Here is a 15660-nt window from a genome sequence, read left to right as displayed (position 1 = left end):
CATCCTAGGCGATACCCCACCGTCGAGCGCATCCACAAGTAGACATGCGCCCTTTTCAGTTGACACATAGTTCCACCAACAGTTACCTTTGTCCCACACAGGGGGACTGAGGGCAGTTCCCCGACCGCGACTCTTCGGGAGGGTGAATATGGATATCTCCGCGGGCGACACCGCGTGGGTGCTGATCAGCGCCGCGCTCGTACTGCTCATGACTCCGGGGCTGGCGTTCTTCTACGGCGGCATGGTGCGCGCCAAGAGCGTCCTGAACATGATCATGATGTCGATCGTCACGATGGGCGTCGTCGGCGTGCTGTGGGTGCTGGTCGGCTTCTCGCTCGTCTTCGGCGACTCGATCGGCGGGGTGATCGGCAACCCCTTCGACTTCCCCGGCCTCGTGGCCCTCCTCGACGAGGGCGCCGTCGTCGACACCATCCCGACGCTCGCCTTCGTCGGCTTCCAGGCGGCCTTCGCGGTCATCGCCGTGGCGCTCGTGAGCGGCGCCGTGGCCGATCGCATGCGGTTCTCGGCGTGGATCGTCTTCGCCGCGCTGTGGGCGCTGCTCGTCTACTTCCCCGCCGCCCACTGGGTCTTCGCCTTCGACGGCTCGGTCTCCGAGCACGGCGGGTTCATCGCGAACACGATCGGCGCGCTCGACTTCGCCGGCGGCACCGCGATCCACATCAACGCCGGCGCGGCCGCCCTCGCGCTCTGCCTCGTGCTCGGCCCGCGCCTGGGCTTCCGCGCCTCGCCGATGCGCCCGCACAACCTGCCCTTCGTGATGCTGGGCGCCGCGCTGCTGTGGTTCGGCTGGTTCGGGTTCAACGCCGGCTCGGCGCTCGGCGCCAACCAGACCGCGGCGTTCGCCTACGTGAACACCATCGCCGCGCCGGCGGCGGGCATGCTCGCCTGGCTCGTGGTGGAGCGGCTCCGCGACGGCCGTCCCACCTCGCTGGGCGCCGCCTCGGGCATCGTCGCCGGTCTCGTGGGCATCACCCCGGCCGCCGACTCCGTGACGCCCCTCGGCGCGCTCGTCATCGGCATCCTCAGCGGCGTCGGCGCATCCCTCGCGATCGGCCTCAAGAACCGCCTCGGCTACGACGACTCGCTCGACGTGGTCGGCGTGCACCTCGTCGCGGGCCTCATCGGCACGCTCTCGATCGGCCTCCTCGCCGACCCCGCCGCTCCGGCCGGCGAGGCGGGGCTGCTGTTCGGCGGCGGCCTGGGCCTGCTGGGCGCCGAGGCGCTGAGCGCGGGCGCGGTGCTCGGCTACAGCTTCGTCATGACGAGCATCATCGCGCTCGTGCTGAAGGGCGTCATGGGCGGCCGCCTCCGCGTCTCGAGCCACGACGAGTCGCGCGGCATCGACGTCGCCGAGCACGCGGAGACGAGCTACGACTTCTCCCTGCTCCCCTACTCGAAGCAGCATGTCAAGAGCAGCATCGTGGTCCCCGCGACCGCGGAAACCAAGGAAGAGGTCTCCCAGTGAAACTCATCACCGCAATCCTGCAGCCCGACGTCCTCACCGATGTCCAAGTCGCCCTCGCACAGCACGGCATCACCGGGATGACCGTGAGCGAGTGCTCCGGCTACGGCCGCCAGCTCGGCCACCGGGAGGTGTACCGCGGCGCGGAGTTCACGATCGACTTCGTGGTGAAGGTCCGGCTCGAGATCCTCGTCGCCGACGAGGCCGCTGAGGACGTCATCCGGGTCATCACGGGTTCCGCCCGCACTGGCGAGGTGGGCGACGGCAAGGTCTGGTCCACCACGGTCGACGACGCCGTTCGCATTCGCACCGGCGAACGGGGCGACGCGGCCCTCTAGCCGCGCGCGGACGGGAGCGGGCCCCGTCGAAGAACCGGATTCGGCTCCAGCGGCACGGCGCTGGAGCCGAATCCATCCCCGGCTAGCGGTGGCCGTTCTCGCCGTTCGACGACCGGCCGTCGCCGAACGTGTCGAGCCTGCGCTCCTGCGAGGCGAAGACGGAGAGGAAGCGCACCGGCGCCTCGACGATCTGCGCCGGGCCGTGCACGCCCTCGCCGTCGAAGAGGATGCTGTCGCCCGGCTCCATCCGATAGGTCGTCTCCTGGTGCTGGTAGTCCATGACGCCCTCGATGATGTAGACGAACTCGCTGCCCGTGTGCTGGAACAGCGGGAATGCCTGGCTGTCGTCGGTGAGGGTCACGAGCAGGGGCTCGAGATTCGCGTTGTGCCCCGACAGCGCGCCCAGCAGCTGGTACCGATGGCCGAGGTTGCTGCCGCGTCGCACCGTCTCCGGGGCGCGGCCCGCCTTGACGAAGACGGCCTGGGTCTCGAAGTCGGCCGCGCGGAACAGGCTCGTCACCGGCACCTCGAGGCCCTTGGCGAGCGCGTCGACCGTGGCGAGGCTCGCGGAGGTCTGCGCGTTCTCGATCTTCGACAGCATCTGCCGGCTGATGCCCACCCGGGAGGCGAGCTCCGCGAGCGTGAGCCCGCGCGCGAGCCGCATCTGCCTGGTGCTCTCGGCGATCGACTGCTCGAGCGACTTCGGCGGCGTCGCCTGCGGGCGGCCGCCCTCCACCGGGGGGCTCAGCTCGTGTCCGGGGACCTTCTCGGTGGGCTCCAAGTTCCTCCTACCCTTCCCTCTGCCGCGGGCGCGCAACGGCGCCGGGCACAGCAAGTCGTCTCGCAGCCGCACCGCGCGCCGCGTCTCCCAAGGAATCTACTCCCCTTCCCGGCGGAACGACGAGCCGCCGCTCGGATCCGAGGACAATTCCGGGATGCATCCGCCTGCCAAGCTTCCGCGCTAGCGTCTTCGCATGGAGACGAAACACGATGTGATCCGCGAATGGGACCGCGCGACCCGCTCGATGCTCGAGGATCGGTCTGCGGGAGCACCGCCTGCCGGCGCCTCCGAGGCCGAGCTCGAGGACCTCGAACGGCGCCTCGGCGCGACGCTCGACCCCGAGCACCGCCGGTATCTCGGGCTGCAGAACGGCTGGAATCCGCGCGAATACGGCATTCCGCGCGAGACCTCGAAGGGGCTCGAGCTCGCGTCCGCCGCCCAGCTCGCGGACCCCGCCTCGCTGGGGACGGACTCCACCGCGCTGCCCTGGCACGCCCGGGCCGGCGAGCTCGAACGTCTGGGGCTCGACCCCCGGCATCACCTGCAGATCGGCATCGACCGGTGGTGGGGCGCGGTGTTCGTGATGCCGATCCGGGAGGGCCGGGTGCAGCCGCGCGTGATCGCCGCTCCCGGATACATCGAGGGGAGCCTCGGCGTGGTCGAGGCGCACGAGACGTTCGGCGATTTCCTCGCCGCGCACCTCGCGAAGGTCCGGGGCGAGGAGCCGAGGCCCGCACCCGGGCCGAGCCGCGCGGAGGCAGCCGCCGACGCGGGCACGGAGCCGTGGAGCGTCGGCGCCAACATCACCTCGTTCGGCGGCCGCCGCGTCCTCCGGCCCCAGGATCTCGCGGCGCCCCTCCTCCGCTTCACGGACGCAGTCAGGCCGGTCTTCGGCGACCGGCGGTGGACGTTCGCCGATGCCGAGTGGGACGGCGGCTCGCAGCATCTCAGGAGCATCCTCGCGGGCGCGGCCGAGACCTCGGCAGGCGGCGAGGGGTGGTCACTCACCACGACGCTGCGCCTCGAGGTCCCCTCCGGCTCCCGGTGCACGTTGAACCTCTGGCGGAACCACGATCGTCCGAACCACGACCAGTTCCTCGTCAAGTTCCAGCCGGTCGCGCCCGAGGAGGAGCCCGACATCCCGCTCGTCGACTTCCTCGCGGCCCGATCCATCGAGGCCTTCGAGCCCCGCGTCTTCGTCGCCGGCAACACCCGCCTGGCCCGGGCGCGACGCAACGCCAAGAAGACGCCCCGGGGCTACCGGATGTGGTTCCGCGACGATCTGCTCGAGGGCCGTCCGCTCCCCGCGGCGGCCGACGCGTTCACCACGACCGGGTTCGCAGGCGGCACGATGTTCCTGGCTGCCGACGCCTGGTCGGTCGAGGAGCTGCTCGAGCACGCCGACGCGCTCCTCGAGGGCCTCGGCTTGGACGACCTGCCGCCGTTAGACTGGAACGCCAGCCGTTCGACCCCGGGAGGCCCCCTGTGATCCGTGTCGAAGTCATCGGTCTCGCGATCGATCTGCGCCAGCAGCCCGTGATTCTGCTCAAGCCGATCGACGACCCGGTGCGCGCCCAGAAGGTGATGCCCGTCTGGATCGGCTCGCAGGAGGCGGCCTCCATCCTCGCCGCCGTGCAGGGCACCGCGGTGGAGCGCCCGCTCTCGCACGACCTCATGGCCTCGCTGCTGCGGGCCACCGACAGCCGTGTCGAGCGGGTCGCGATCCCCCGGCTCAGCGAGGACACGTTCTACGCAGAGATCGACCTTGTGACCCCCGCCGGCTCGGAGACCCTGGATGCGCGGCCCTCCGACGCCATCGCGCTCGCCTCCCGCGTGGGGGCGCCGGTCTGGGTCGCGGACGACGTGTTTGACGAGGTCGGCGTCGAGACCGAGGTGCAGGACGACGACGAGGAGGCGGAGATCGCGGAGTTCCGCGAGTTCGTCGAGCAGGTCGAGCCGGAGGACTTCAAGATCGACCCGGACGACGACCGCGCTTGAGCGGCGCCGAGGCGCGGCGGAAGGACGGAGGAACGGCCTAGTCGCGGATCCGCCACCCCGAGGCCGCGTCCTGCCGCCGCCAGAACTCGGCGAACCGACCGCTCGCCCGCAGGAGCGCCTCCACCGGCCCGTCCTCCACGATCCGGCCCTCCTCGAGGAACAGGACCCGGTCCGCGCGCCGGACGCTCTCGAGCCGGTGGGCGACGATCACCCGGGTGCGGCGCCTGGGGTCCTCCTCCAGCGCGGCCACCACGGCCGCCTCGTTCTCGGTGTCGAGCGCGCTGGTCGCCTCGTCCACGAGCAGGACGGGCGCCGGCTTGAGCAGCGCCCGCGCGATGGAGACGCGCTGCCGCTCCCCGCCGGAGAGCGATGCGCCACCCTCGCCCGTACGCGTCTCCCAGCCGCGGGGCAGGCCCGCGACGACCGCATCCACGCGGGCGAGCCGTGCGGCGTGCTCGAGCGCGGCCTCCCGGGCGCCCGGGGCGCCGACGAGCACGTTCTCGCGGATCGTGCCGTCGAAGAGGAAGGGCTGCTGGAAGACCATGGTGATGAGCGCGGCGCGGCTGCCCGCATCGAGGGCGGCGAGGTCGACGCCCTCCACCAGCACCCGCCCCGAGGTCGGCTCGTGCAGGCCCGCGATGAGCGCCAGGACGGTGCTCTTGCCCGAGCCGGAGGGGCCGACGATCGCGGTGGTCGTGCCCGCCTCGATCCGGAGGTCGAGCCCTTCCAGCACGGGCTGCGCCGGGTCGCCGTAGTGGAACCCGACCCCCCGGAGCTCGATCGCGGGGGCGTCGGCGGCCGGCACGCGCTCGGCGCCCTCGCGCACCGGCTCGGCGTCGAGCACGCGCCCGATGTCGCGCAGCGTGCGCGAGGCCGACTCGAGGCCGGGGGCGAGCCCGCCCAGCGAGAGGAACGGGTCGAGGTAGCGGACGATCACGACGATGAGCGCGATCGCCTCGGGGATGCTCACGGCTCCGCCGGTGGTGAGCAGCACGGTCGTGCCGGCCAGGACGATCAGCGCGAGCTGCGTCGCGAGGCTGAAGACGATCTGCCCCGGCACCTGCATCAGGAGCAGGCGCATGCCGGCCCCGTGCTGGCGGGCGAGCGCCTCGCCCGCGCTGCTGCGCGCCGGCTCGACCCGACGCGAGGCCCGCAGCGCCTGCTGCACCCTGGCGAATTCGACGATCCGCTCGGTGAGATCGCTGTTCGTCGCCGCCGCCTCGGCGTCCGCCCGCCGGCCGAGGGCGGAGGAGGCCCAGAAGGCGCCGAGCAGGAGCGGTGCGCCGATGAGCGCGGCGACGCCCAGCGGCCACGCGATCGGGAGGAGCGCGACCCCGATCGCGATCGGCAGCAGCACGGCGCTGAGCAGCGGGGTCACGAGATAGCCGATGAGCCCGACGAGCTCCGGGCCGGTGGCCGCCACGGCGCGTCGCGCGGCCGCCGCATGCTCGACGTCGAACCAGCCGAGCCGGATTCGGGCGATGCGCTCCGCGACGGCGGCCTGCCCGTGCTCGAGGAGTCCGAAGCCGAGGTCGAAGCCGATGCGGGCCACGACCCAGTCGACGATCCAGCCCGCGACGGTCGCGGCCGCCAGTGCGCCGATCCACGGCCAGGCTCCTGCGGGCTCGGGGCCGAACAGCGCGGCGAGGGCGGGCACCAGGAGCACGATGCCGGCGGCGCGCAGCGCGACGCTCAGCAGGGTCAGTGCCAGGTGCGCTGCGAGGCGCGCGCGGCTGCCGCTCGGCAGCAGGTCGAGGAACGTCCGGATCATGCGCGGGTCTCCTTCCCGGTGGCCGCCGGCTCGGATGCCCGGGCGGGGCGCTCCTCGTAGCCGCCGGCGTGCCAGAGTCTGCGGTAGGTGCCGTCGCGCCGGAGCAGCTCGTCGTGCGTCCCGGATTCGACGAGGCGCCCCTCCTCGAGCACGGCGATCCGGTCGACGCGGGTGATCGTGTGCAGCCGGTGGGCGATGACGAGCACCGTGCGACCGGCGGTGAGGCGGCTCAGCGCCTGCTGCACGAGGTGCTCGGACTCGGGGTCGGCGAACGCGGTCGCCTCGTCGAGGACGAGCACCGGCGAGTCGGCGAGGATCGCCCGGGCGATGGTGAGCCGCTGCTGCTCGCCGCCGGAGAGCGCGGCTCCGGGGCCGAGCTCCGTCTCGTACCCGTCCGGGAGGCGCAGGATCCGCTCGTGGATGTTCGCGGCCCGCGCCGCCGCGACCACCCGGTCGTCGTCGGCGTCGGGGACGGCGAGGGCGATGTTCTCCCGCACCGTGCCGCGGACGAGCTGCGTCTGCTGGAAGACGAAGCCCACGCGGGAGTACAGCTCGTCGGCGCCGAGCTCGCGGAGGTCCGCGCCGCCGACGCGGATGGCGCCGTCGACGGGGTCGTGGAAGCGCGCGAGGAGGGCGGCCAGGGTGGACTTGCCCGCGCCGGACGGGCCGACGAGCGCGGTGACGGTGCCCGGCTCGAGCCGCAGATCGATGCCCTGCAGCACCGGCGCCCCGGGGCGGTAGGCGAATCCGACGCCCTCGAACTCCACGAGCCCCGGGGCCGTTTCGCCCACGGGCCCCTTCGCCGCGGGCGCCTCCGCCGGACGGGTCTCGAGCTCGGGCTCGTCGAGAACCACCTGGATGCGCTTGGCCGCGAGCAGCCCCTCCCGAAGCCCCGAGAGTCCGTAGCCGATGCCGAGGAGCCGCGCGCCGAAGGTGGTCCCGAGGAACAGGAAGGGCAGGAGCGCGATGGGATCCATCGAGCCGCCGGTCACGAGCAGGGCGCCGACCCCGAGGATGAGCAGCAGGAAGGTCGCCGGGCGGGTCGCGAGGTCCATGACCGTCTTCTGCCCGGTGAAGGGCCGCTGCCAGGCGTCGAGGAAGCGGATGTACTCCCCCAGCGCCGCTCGGAAGCCGGAGGCCGCGGCCCCGCCGAAGACGCGGACCACGGGTTGCCCCTCGAGGTACGCGCCGGCCTCCTCGTTCATGCGCTCGGACCAGGCCACCGCCTGGCGCGTCCGCGTCCCGCTGCGCACGATCATGCCGTACATCGTCACGACGTAGACGAGCACCGGCACGAGCAGGACGAGCGCGAGCCGCCAGTCGACGACGAAGAGGTACACCAGCACGGCGATCGGCGCGAGCGCCGCGGCGACGGCGTCCGGCACCGCGTGGGTCACGAGGTAGTGCAGCGACAGCGTGTCGTCCTGCATGAGCTGCTTGACCCCGCCCGATCCTCGCGCGTCGAACCAGCCGAGCGGCAGGCGGGCCGTCTTGCCGAGCAGTCGGCGGCGGAGGTCCCTCGAGAGCCGCGCATCCACCGCGTGGAGCCAGAGGAGCAGCCCCGCCGAGCACAGCGCGCCCGCGGCCATGAGCCCCGCCGCCCACAGGCCCACCGTCCAGAGCCGCGCGGGCTCGGCGCCCTCGAGCAGCAGCCGCGACAGCTCGACGAGCAGGACGAAGGGCGCGAGCTCGACGAGCGTGACGATGCCCTGCAGGATCCCCGCGAGCCAGAAGGTGATCCGCAGGGGCGCGAGCAGCCGCCCGGCCGCGTTCGCCCGCCACTCGCCCCTGGGCGCGGAGGCGGCGGGCTCGGGCTGTGGCCGGGACTCGGGCTGCGGCTCGGGCGATCGCGCGCCGTCGGCCCCCGCGGCGACGCCGGGAACGGTCGCGGTTTCGGACACGGATGCGGCCGCGGGCACCGCATCCGCGGCGTCCTCGTTGCGCATCTTCCCCATGGAGCGGCCCTCGATCCAGTACGCCTGGGGGTGCATCTCCGACTTCGGGAACCCGAACTCGTCGCGGAGCCGGGTGCGCAGGTGCTTGAGGGAGCCGGACTCCGGCGTGATCCAGGCGTACCAGTTGGACCAGTCGCGCGCCTCGATGCCGCGGGCCAGCGAGTCGGCGCCCTCCCGCGGCAGTCGGTGGATGCGCGCGAGGGGATGCCGCGGCAGCGGGATCGTCGCGTCCGCGTCCTCGTGCTGCTCGAGGTACACCTCGACCGGGACGTCTCGGGGCAGCGCCTCGAGGATCCCGCCGATGGCCGGGATCGACGCGGAGTCGCCGATGAGCAGGAACCCCTCGGGCGTCTCGGCCGGGAGGTCGAATCGGGTGGTCGCGACGGCCTGCACCGGCACGGCCGAGCCCGGCTCGGCCGTCCTGGCCCAGATCGAGGCCGGGCCGGCGGGCTCGTGCAGGACGAAGTCGACGGCGAACTCGCCGGTGGCCGCATCGGCCTCGCTGAAGGTGTAGCCGCGCTGGTACTCGGCCTCGCCCCCGTCGGGGTCGGGGAACCAGAAGCGGGCCCAGGCCGCCGGCCCCGTCACCGCCTCGTCGAAGAGCGTCTCGGAGGTCATGCGCACGCGCACGAAGTGCTCGGCGAGGTACTCCCTGCCCGTGACGACCGCGATGTGGTCGCGGGCGCCGAAGCCGCGCATGATCGCGCCCTGGAAGCCCCGCTTCGCCATCAGCGCACCGCCTCTCGGCAGTGGCGCGCCTCGAGCGCGGCCACCACCTCGTGCACGGATCGATCCTTCGGCGCGGCGGCCACGAGCCCGTCGACCACCGCCATGAGCACGAGCCGGAAATAGCCCGCCGAGTCGACCTGCGGCAGGTCGGTGTGCGCGAGCTGGAGCCGCTCGTCGGCCATGATCCCGGACAGCACGCGATCGCGGTGCTGCTCGAGCTCCGCGCCCCGATCCCGCTGGATCTCCTCGCCGGCGGCGTAGCCGATGGTGTGCGAGGCGACGGCGCTCGCGAGCACCAGCGCGGTCGCCGGCGCGTAGCCGCGGCGGCCGAGCGCCTCGATCTCGGCGACGAGCAGCGCCCGGCCGCCGTCCCCGCGCGGGAAGAGCGTCTGCAGGTACGCGGCGAGGCCGGGATGGCCGAGCACGGACTCGCGCAGCGCGAGCCCGAAGTCGACGAGGTGCCCCGCCGCGTCCCGCTCCGGGTCGTCGGGCAGGCGCAGCTCGGCGAGCAGGTGCTCCCCCACCAGCTGCTCGAGCCCCCATCGCCCGTCCACGTGCCGGTACAGCGCCGCCGCGGAGACGCCGAGCGCTGAGGCCACGGCGTTGAGGCTGAGGTCCCGGAGTCCGATGCCGAGACCGACGCGGAGGATATCCCGCCGATCGATGCGACGCGGTCTCCCGCCGATGTTCGTCACCACGCGCCTCCCGAGTTAGGGCCAATAACTAAGGTGACCCTAACTCTCTGGGAGGCCGAGGTCAATCCTTCCGCCCGCGCCCCACCGCGGAGGCCGCGAGGAAGGCCAGTCCGAGGAGCGCCACGATCACGAGCATCGTCGGCCGCAGCCCGAACGCCTCCCCCAGGAATCCCAGCGCCGGCGGTCCGACCAGGAACGCGATGTAGCCCACCGTCGCAACGAGCGACACCCGGGCGGTGGGGTCCGGCCCGGAATCCCCCGCCGCGGACATCGCGACAGGGAAGCCGACCGAGGCGCCAAGGCCCCACAGCAGCACGGCGAACAGCACCGCGGGCGGCCACTCCGCGAAGATGACCAGCACGAGGCCGACCGCGCCTGCGAGCGCGCTCGAGCGCACCACCGCGGCCCTGCTGAACCGACGCAGCAGGGGCCCTGCCGCGAACCGCCCGATCGCCATCGCCGCTGCGAACCCCGCGTAGGCCAAGGCGCCGGCGGTCGCGCTGAATCCGTGGCCGTCGACGAGGATGAGCGGCAGCCAGTCATTGGCGGCGCCCTCGGTGAAGGCCATCGCGAGCACCACGACGCCGATGAGCAGCAGTGCGCGCTCCCGGAGGAGCGAGCGGGAGCCCCCTGGCATCGAGTTCCGGCCGGCGCGCCCCGTGCCCGGCGGCACCCGGCGCAGCGCGGCGACGAGCACGAGCGCCGACACCGCGGCGAGCACCGCCGTGTGCACGGCGATGGGCACCCGCAGCGCGTTGCCGAGGATGCCGAGCGAGGCGCCGATGGTGACCGCCACGCTGAACATGCCATGCATCGCGGGCATGGCCGGCCGCCGGAGCGCCCGCTCGACGTCGGCGCCCTCCACGTTGATGGCGACCTCGCCGCCGCCCATGCCCAGGCCGAACAGCATCAGCGCAGCCGCGACGAGCGGCCCCGAGGCGAGCGCCGCCGCGAGGCCGATGCCGGCCAGGCCGGCGACGACCAGCGTCGTCCCGGCGCCGATCACCGACCTCGTCCCGAACCGTCGCACGAGCGGCGCGGAGCAGAGCACGCCGATCATGGAGCCGATCGACAGCCCGAACAGGATGAGCCCCATCTCCGCGGTGCTCGCGCCGACGAGATCCCGGATGTCCGGCGTGCGCGTCACCCAGGTGGACAGCGCGAGCCCGGGGATCATGAACAGCGCGAAGACGGCGTTGCGGCGGACGTGCGGCGTGAACTCCAAATCGGCTCCGATCGTCGAGGGGCGCGGCCCGGACAGGCGTTGTACGTCAGTACAGCCTGGACAACTGTACAGGCACTACCCTTCGGGAGAACCCCTTCCGCCGCCGGCGGAGGACGCACCCGAGGAGGACGATGCCCGCCAATCCCCAGCCGGAGGGCCCGACCGCGATCCTGCACGGCGCGCTCGAGGTCATCGCCGCCGAGGGCGTGCACAAGACCACACATCGGAAGATCGCCGCCGCGGCCGGCGTCTCGCCGGGGCTGTGCACGTACCACTTCGCCGATCTGCAGGAGATCCTGGAGCGCGCCTTCGCGCTGCTCGGCGACACCCTCGCCTCGCGCTACGCCGCCCTGCTCCCCGAGACGCTCGACCGCGAGGGCGCCGTCGAGGCGGTGACCACGATCATCTGCGGCCCGGAGGTCGCGGACCGCGGCGATCAGCAGCTGATCTACGAGATGTACGCGTACGCGGGCCACGACGAGGCCGTCGGGACGATGGCCGCCGAGCTGATCGCGCGCAGCTACGAGTCGCTCGCGCCCCACTTCGGCGAGCGGGCTCGCGTGGCGATCGACGCGCTCATCGAGGGCTGGACGATCCACCGCACGCTGCAGTCCGCTCCGCCCGACCGCGCCCTCGTCCGGGACGCGGTCGCCGCGCTGGCGGCGCTGTGACGCCGCGGCCGGCTCATCGGTTCCAGAGCGCCTCGATCAGCTGCCGGAAGGCCGCGAGGGAGCGGCGCGCGACCGACGGATTGCGCGCCGTATCGATGCCGGTCTCGCGGATGGCCCCGACCAGCAGGGCCGAGACGGCCTCGATGTCGAGCGACTCCGCGATCTCGCCGCGCTCCTGCGCCCCCTTCAGCTCCACGATGAAGGCGTCCAGCGTCCGCTGCGAGCCGCTGCCGCGGAACTTCATGCCCGCGAGCCGCGGCCCCGAGACGTTGTAGAACAGGCCGAGCTGCCGCTGCGCGGCGAGCTCGATCATCGCCTGCGTGTAGGCGCACAGCCGGTCCACGCTCGTCTCGCACTCCGACGCGAGCTGCTCCGAGCGCTGGATGAGCCCGCGCCCCAGCGCCCGGTACGCCTGGGCGTACAGGTCGTCCCGGCCATCGGGGAAATGCGCGTAGAGCGTCGCCCGCGACGTCCCGGCCCGCGCGGTGATGCGCTGCACGGTCGCCTGCTCGAGCCCCACCTCCGCGATGACGTCGATCGTCGCGCGGATGAGGTCCTCGCGGGTCCGCTGCAGCTGGCGCTCGCGCAGCGACAGCGGCACGCCGCCGGTGCCGGGACCGGCTGCCGAGGGAGTCATGAGCGCGCGGCGGAGCGCTCGATCTCGGCGAGCGCCTCGTCGAGGGCGTCGAGGATCAGGTCGAGCTCCTCGCGCTCGATGACCATCGGCGGGCGGATCTTCAGCACGTTGTCGGCGGGGCCGATCTTGCTGATGAGGATGCGCCGGGCGACGAGGCGCTCGACGATCTCCTTCGCGAGCGCGCCGTCCGGGCGGCCCTGCGCATCCACGATCGCGAGGCCGAAGAACAGCCCGCGGCCCTTGGCCGCGGCCGCGTTCGGATGCCGGGCGACGAGGTCCTGCAGCCGCTCGGACACGTGCCGGCCGAGCTCCCCGGTGCGGTTCACGAGGTCGCGGTCGCGGATCTCGGCGAGCACGGCGCGCCCGGCCTCGGCCGCCGCCGGGGTGCCGGCGAACGTGTTGAAGTACTCGTTCTGCGAGCTGAAGTCGTCGAGCAGCGCCTCGGTGGTCACGACCCCGCCGAGCGGGTAGCCGTTGCCGAGCGGCTTGCCGAGCGTCACGAGGTCGGGCACGAAGCCCGTCGCCTGGTGCGCCCACCAGTCGTCGCCGAGCCGCCCGAGCCCGGCCTGCACCTCGTCGGAGATGATGAGCCCGCCCGCGGCGCGCACCCGGTCGACGAGCCCGGCGAGGTAGCCCTCGGGCACCGTCGGCAGCCCCTCGGTGGAGAACACGGGCTCGATCAGCAGCGCCGAGACCCCGAAGCCCTCGGCCACGAGCGAATCGATCGCCTCGTCGACCTCGCGCAGCGCCGCCTCGAGCAGCTGCGCCTCGTCGCCCTCATAGGCGTCGGGCACGTGGATCGTGCGGATGTTCGCGCCCCGCGGCTCCGAGACCTGGAGCCCGGTGGTGAGCGCGGCCAGGGTGATGGTGTTGCCGTGATAGCTGTGGTCGGTGACGATGATGCCGCTGCTGCCGGTGCGGTGGCGGGCGATGCGCAGGGCGAGCTCGTTCGACTCGGAGCCCGTGTTGGTGAAGTACACCCGGTCCAGCGGCGACTCGAAGGTGGCGAGCAGCTCCTCGGCGTATCGCACCACCGGCTCGCTGAGGTAGCGGGTGTGGACGTTGTAGGTGCGCAGCTGCTCGGCGGCCGCGTCGGCGACCCGGCGGTTCGCGTGCCCGACATGCGGCACGTTGTTGTAGGCGTCGAGGTAGCGCTCGCCGTGCACGTCGGTGAGCCATACGCCGTCGCCCTCGACGAAGTGGCGCGGCTCGCGGTAGAACAGCGGCGAATAGGGGCCGAGCGTCCGGTTGCGGCGCTCGATGAGGTCGTCGTTGCTGCTGTCGGTCATCATCGTTGCTCCGTTCTCGCCGGCGCGGTCGCCCGCCCGGCGGTCGTTGTATTCGCGGCACAGCTCGAGCACCGCGGGGTACTGCTCGATGCGGTGGAACTCGCTGGTCTCATCGCCGGGGCGGTCCGCCGCCCAGCCGAAGTAGGTGAGGGCGCGGGCCACCACGAGGCCCCCGAGCGCGGCGCGGGCGGCCTCGGGGATCGGGAAGCGCCGCTCGTAACCCTCGATGAGCGCCTCGGCGAACTCCTCGCCGCGCGGATGCCAGTGGTACCAGAACAGCACCGTGGCCAGGTCGAAGAGCCACCAGCCCTCCCCGAAGTCGTCGAAGTCGATGAGGGTCATCCCGCCGGGCGAGAGCAGCACGTTCTCCGGCGTGAAGTCCGAGTGGATGACGCCGTACGCCTCCGGCCCCGTGCCCAGCGCCTCGAGCTCAGCCCTGACGTTCGCGAGCGCGGTGTCGATGACGGCCCGGTCCTCCTCGGTCTTGGCGAATCGGCGCGGGTCGCCCCAGAGCGGCTCCGCTCCCGTGAGGCCGTCGAGGTCCCACGGCTTGCGGGAGTAGCCCGGGATGCGGCCGAGCTCGGCCGAGACGGCGTGGAAGCCGCCGCACAGCTCGCCGAGCTCCGCGAAGAACTCCGGGTCGTGCTCGGCGGTCCCCTCCCAGGCCTCCGCGATGTCGCCCAGGGGCGCGGACTGCGCGACCCAGCGCTGCACGTCGATCTGGTGCTCGCGCCCGCGGCCGTCGCCCACGACCGCGAAGAGCTCGCCGTCGATCGCCGGCACCACCTCCGACACCGGGAATCCGGCCTCGCCGAGCCGCTGCATGTAGGCGTTCTCGGTCCGCACCTCCGCCTCGGTGCGGTGATCGAGCCGGTGCACGCGCATCGCATAGGCGTCCTCGCCGTCGACGACGCGGAAGACGACGTTCTCGCGGTACTTGACGAACTCGACGGCGGAGTCGGGCGCGAGGCCGAATGAGGGCAGGGCCGCTGCTGCGAGCTCGAGCGCTTCGTTGCGGGAGAGATTGGTCATGCTGGTTCCTTTCGGGAGCCTTCGCGAGCGTTTCTGGCGTGGACCCATCCTGTTCCCGGAGACCGATGTCCGGAAGACGAGTCTATTCATCAGACTCGGAGTCTGGTCAATGAACTCGTATTCCTTTTCCCCCGCCGGACGTGGGTACGGTATCCGCGTCAACGAGGACGCATTCGAGAAAGAGGCCCGACCGATGGCAGAACTCGCGAACACCACCACCGCCCCGAGCCGCATCGTCGTGACCGGCGGCTCCTCCGGCATCGGCCTGGCGGTCGCCCGGCACTACGCCGCGGAGGGCGCCGTCGTGGGCATCATCGGACGGAGCGACGAACGGCTCGCCCGCGCGCGGGCCGAGCTGGCCGGGGAGCCCGGGGACGTGCGCACCGCAGCCGCCGACGTCGGCGACGAGTCCGCCCTGACGGCGGCCGTCCGCGATCTCGGCGACGAGCTCGGCGGCATCGATCTGCTCGTCTGCTCCGCCGGCATCGACGGCGAGATGGGCGCCGCCTGCGAGGAGGTCACGACGGACTCCTTCCGCGAGGTGCTCGACGTCAACGTCGTGGGCGCGTTCGTCGCCGTGCGGACCGCGATCCCGTTCCTCAAGGAGTCGCCCTGTGGCAGCGTCGTCCTGATCGGCTCCGACTCGGGATTCGTCTCCGTGCCGGGGATGCTCGCCTACAACGCCTCCAAGGGCGCGCTGGTCCAGCTCACCAGGGCCCTGGCCGTCGAGCTGCACGACGCGCACGGCATCCGCGTCAACAGCGTCTGCCCCTCCATCGTCGACACGCCGCTGGCCAGAGAGGGTCTCGGCGTCGAGTCCTTCGAGCACGTCGACTACCCGGTGCAGAGCGCCGAGGACATCGCGTGGAGCGTGGCCTATCTCGCATCCCCCCGCTCGCGAGCCGTCAACGGGGTCAACCTGCTCTCCGACTTCGGCTACACCGGGCGCTCCTCCTTCCCCGCCTGACGCGCGCGCCGCGCGCGGCCCCGAGTCGCGGGCGCGATGGGCGCATCCGGAATTCGAACACTGATTCCGATCACCAGACGGCGAGTCTG

Annotated in this window: 13 protein-coding genes; 6 read left to right on the top strand and 7 right to left on the bottom strand. The window is 72.6% G+C overall.

Going from position 1 to position 15660, the window contains the following annotated elements; translation table 11 throughout:
* Positions 1 to 148 precede the first annotated feature (148 nt).
* Positions 149 to 1486 carry an ammonium transporter gene (locus tag FM112_RS10535; protein WP_087007276.1) on the top strand — a complete coding sequence of 446 codons (1338 nt, stop codon included), beginning with the start codon at positions 149 to 151 and terminating at the stop codon, positions 1484 to 1486.
* On the top strand, positions 1483 to 1821 hold the full coding sequence (locus tag FM112_RS10530) for a P-II family nitrogen regulator (protein ID WP_087007274.1): 339 nt from the start codon (positions 1483 to 1485) through the stop codon (positions 1819 to 1821). The genes FM112_RS10535 and FM112_RS10530 overlap by 4 nt, the downstream gene beginning before the upstream one ends.
* Positions 1822 to 1903: 82 nt before the next feature.
* Here FM112_RS10530 and FM112_RS10525 read toward each other — a convergent pair whose 3' ends face one another.
* Complete coding sequence (locus FM112_RS10525; protein WP_254910450.1) at positions 1904 to 2602, bottom strand: XRE family transcriptional regulator; 699 nt, start codon at positions 2600 to 2602, stop codon at positions 1904 to 1906.
* A gap of 193 nt (positions 2603 to 2795) precedes the next feature.
* On the opposite strand from FM112_RS10525, the gene FM112_RS10520 reads away from it, so the two are divergent.
* Positions 2796 to 4091: an SMI1/KNR4 family protein gene (locus FM112_RS10520; RefSeq protein ID WP_140400656.1), complete on the top strand. Its 1296-nt coding sequence runs from the start codon at positions 2796 to 2798 to the stop codon at positions 4089 to 4091.
* Positions 4088 to 4600 carry a bifunctional nuclease family protein gene (locus FM112_RS10515; RefSeq protein WP_087007270.1) on the top strand — a complete coding sequence of 171 codons (513 nt, stop codon included), beginning with the start codon at positions 4088 to 4090 and terminating at the stop codon, positions 4598 to 4600. Before FM112_RS10520 ends, FM112_RS10515 begins: the two co-directional genes overlap by 4 nt.
* A gap of 37 nt (positions 4601 to 4637) precedes the next feature.
* On the opposite strand, the gene FM112_RS10510 is transcribed toward FM112_RS10515, so the two are convergent.
* The 4 genes from FM112_RS10510 to FM112_RS10495 form a co-directional block, all read right to left on the bottom strand.
* Positions 4638 to 6371 carry an ABC transporter ATP-binding protein gene (locus FM112_RS10510; RefSeq protein WP_087007268.1) on the bottom strand — a complete coding sequence of 578 codons (1734 nt, stop codon included), beginning with the start codon at positions 6369 to 6371 and terminating at the stop codon, positions 4638 to 4640.
* Positions 6368 to 9055, bottom strand: coding sequence for an ABC transporter ATP-binding protein/permease (locus FM112_RS10505; RefSeq protein ID WP_087007266.1), 2688 nt, complete (start codon positions 9053 to 9055; stop codon positions 6368 to 6370). Before FM112_RS10505 ends, FM112_RS10510 begins: the two co-directional genes overlap by 4 nt.
* Positions 9055 to 9750, bottom strand: coding sequence for a TetR family transcriptional regulator (locus tag FM112_RS10500; protein ID WP_087007492.1), 696 nt, complete (start codon positions 9748 to 9750; stop codon positions 9055 to 9057). The genes FM112_RS10505 and FM112_RS10500 overlap by 1 nt, the downstream gene beginning before the upstream one ends.
* A gap of 61 nt (positions 9751 to 9811) precedes the next feature.
* On the bottom strand, positions 9812 to 10975 hold the full coding sequence (locus FM112_RS10495; protein WP_087007264.1) for an MFS transporter: 1164 nt from the start codon (positions 10973 to 10975) through the stop codon (positions 9812 to 9814).
* Between the two features lie 131 nt (positions 10976 to 11106).
* On the opposite strand from FM112_RS10495, the gene FM112_RS10490 reads away from it, so the two are divergent.
* Positions 11107 to 11646 carry a TetR/AcrR family transcriptional regulator gene (locus FM112_RS10490; protein WP_087007262.1) on the top strand — a complete coding sequence of 180 codons (540 nt, stop codon included), beginning with the start codon at positions 11107 to 11109 and terminating at the stop codon, positions 11644 to 11646.
* Between the two features lie 13 nt (positions 11647 to 11659).
* Here the strand turns inward: FM112_RS10490 and FM112_RS10485 are convergent, their stop codons facing one another.
* Together FM112_RS10485 and FM112_RS10480 are read right to left on the bottom strand one after the other, a co-directional pair.
* Complete coding sequence (locus FM112_RS10485) at positions 11660 to 12283, bottom strand: TetR/AcrR family transcriptional regulator (protein ID WP_087007260.1); 624 nt, start codon at positions 12281 to 12283, stop codon at positions 11660 to 11662.
* The gene (locus tag FM112_RS10480; protein WP_176386784.1) at positions 12280 to 14604 is read right to left on the bottom strand and encodes an aminotransferase class III-fold pyridoxal phosphate-dependent enzyme; all 2325 of its coding nucleotides are present in this window, start codon (positions 14602 to 14604) and stop codon (positions 12280 to 12282) included. The genes FM112_RS10485 and FM112_RS10480 overlap by 4 nt, the downstream gene beginning before the upstream one ends.
* A gap of 193 nt (positions 14605 to 14797) precedes the next feature.
* On the opposite strand from FM112_RS10480, the gene FM112_RS10475 reads away from it, so the two are divergent.
* Positions 14798 to 15571, top strand: a complete 774-nt coding sequence (locus FM112_RS10475; RefSeq protein ID WP_087007257.1) for an SDR family NAD(P)-dependent oxidoreductase — start codon at positions 14798 to 14800, stop codon at positions 15569 to 15571.
* Positions 15572 to 15660 lie beyond the last annotated feature (89 nt).

Origin of the sequence: Gulosibacter sp. 10 (genome assembly GCF_900163695.1) — a bacterium.
In the GTDB taxonomy this organism is placed as follows: Bacteria; Actinomycetota; Actinomycetes; order Actinomycetales; family Microbacteriaceae; genus Gulosibacter.
Note: the sequence above shows the minus strand (reverse complement) of the source record. Positions and strands in the feature narration are given on the sequence as shown.

What these genes read in the sequence shown, in the direction of transcription:
- FM112_RS10535 (WP_087007276.1), top strand. Translation starts at nt 149, where the DNA reads ATGGATATCTCCGCGGGCGACACCGCGTGGGTGCTGATCAGCGCCGCG.
- FM112_RS10520 (WP_140400656.1), top strand. Translation starts at nt 2,796, where the DNA reads ATGGAGACGAAACACGATGTGATCCGCGAATGGGACCGCGCGACCCGC.
- FM112_RS10510 (WP_087007268.1), bottom strand. Translation starts at nt 6,371, where the DNA reads ATGATCCGGACGTTCCTCGACCTGCTGCCGAGCGGCAGCCGCGCGCGC.
- FM112_RS10505 (WP_087007266.1), bottom strand. Translation starts at nt 9,055, where the DNA reads ATGGCGAAGCGGGGCTTCCAGGGCGCGATCATGCGCGGCTTCGGCGCC.
- FM112_RS10490 (WP_087007262.1), top strand. Translation starts at nt 11,107, where the DNA reads ATGCCCGCCAATCCCCAGCCGGAGGGCCCGACCGCGATCCTGCACGGC.
- FM112_RS10485 (WP_087007260.1), bottom strand. Translation starts at nt 12,283, where the DNA reads ATGACTCCCTCGGCAGCCGGTCCCGGCACCGGCGGCGTGCCGCTGTCG.
- FM112_RS10480 (WP_176386784.1), bottom strand. Translation starts at nt 14,604, where the DNA reads ATGACCAATCTCTCCCGCAACGAAGCGCTCGAGCTCGCAGCAGCGGCC.
- FM112_RS10475 (WP_087007257.1), top strand. Translation starts at nt 14,798, where the DNA reads ATGGCAGAACTCGCGAACACCACCACCGCCCCGAGCCGCATCGTCGTG.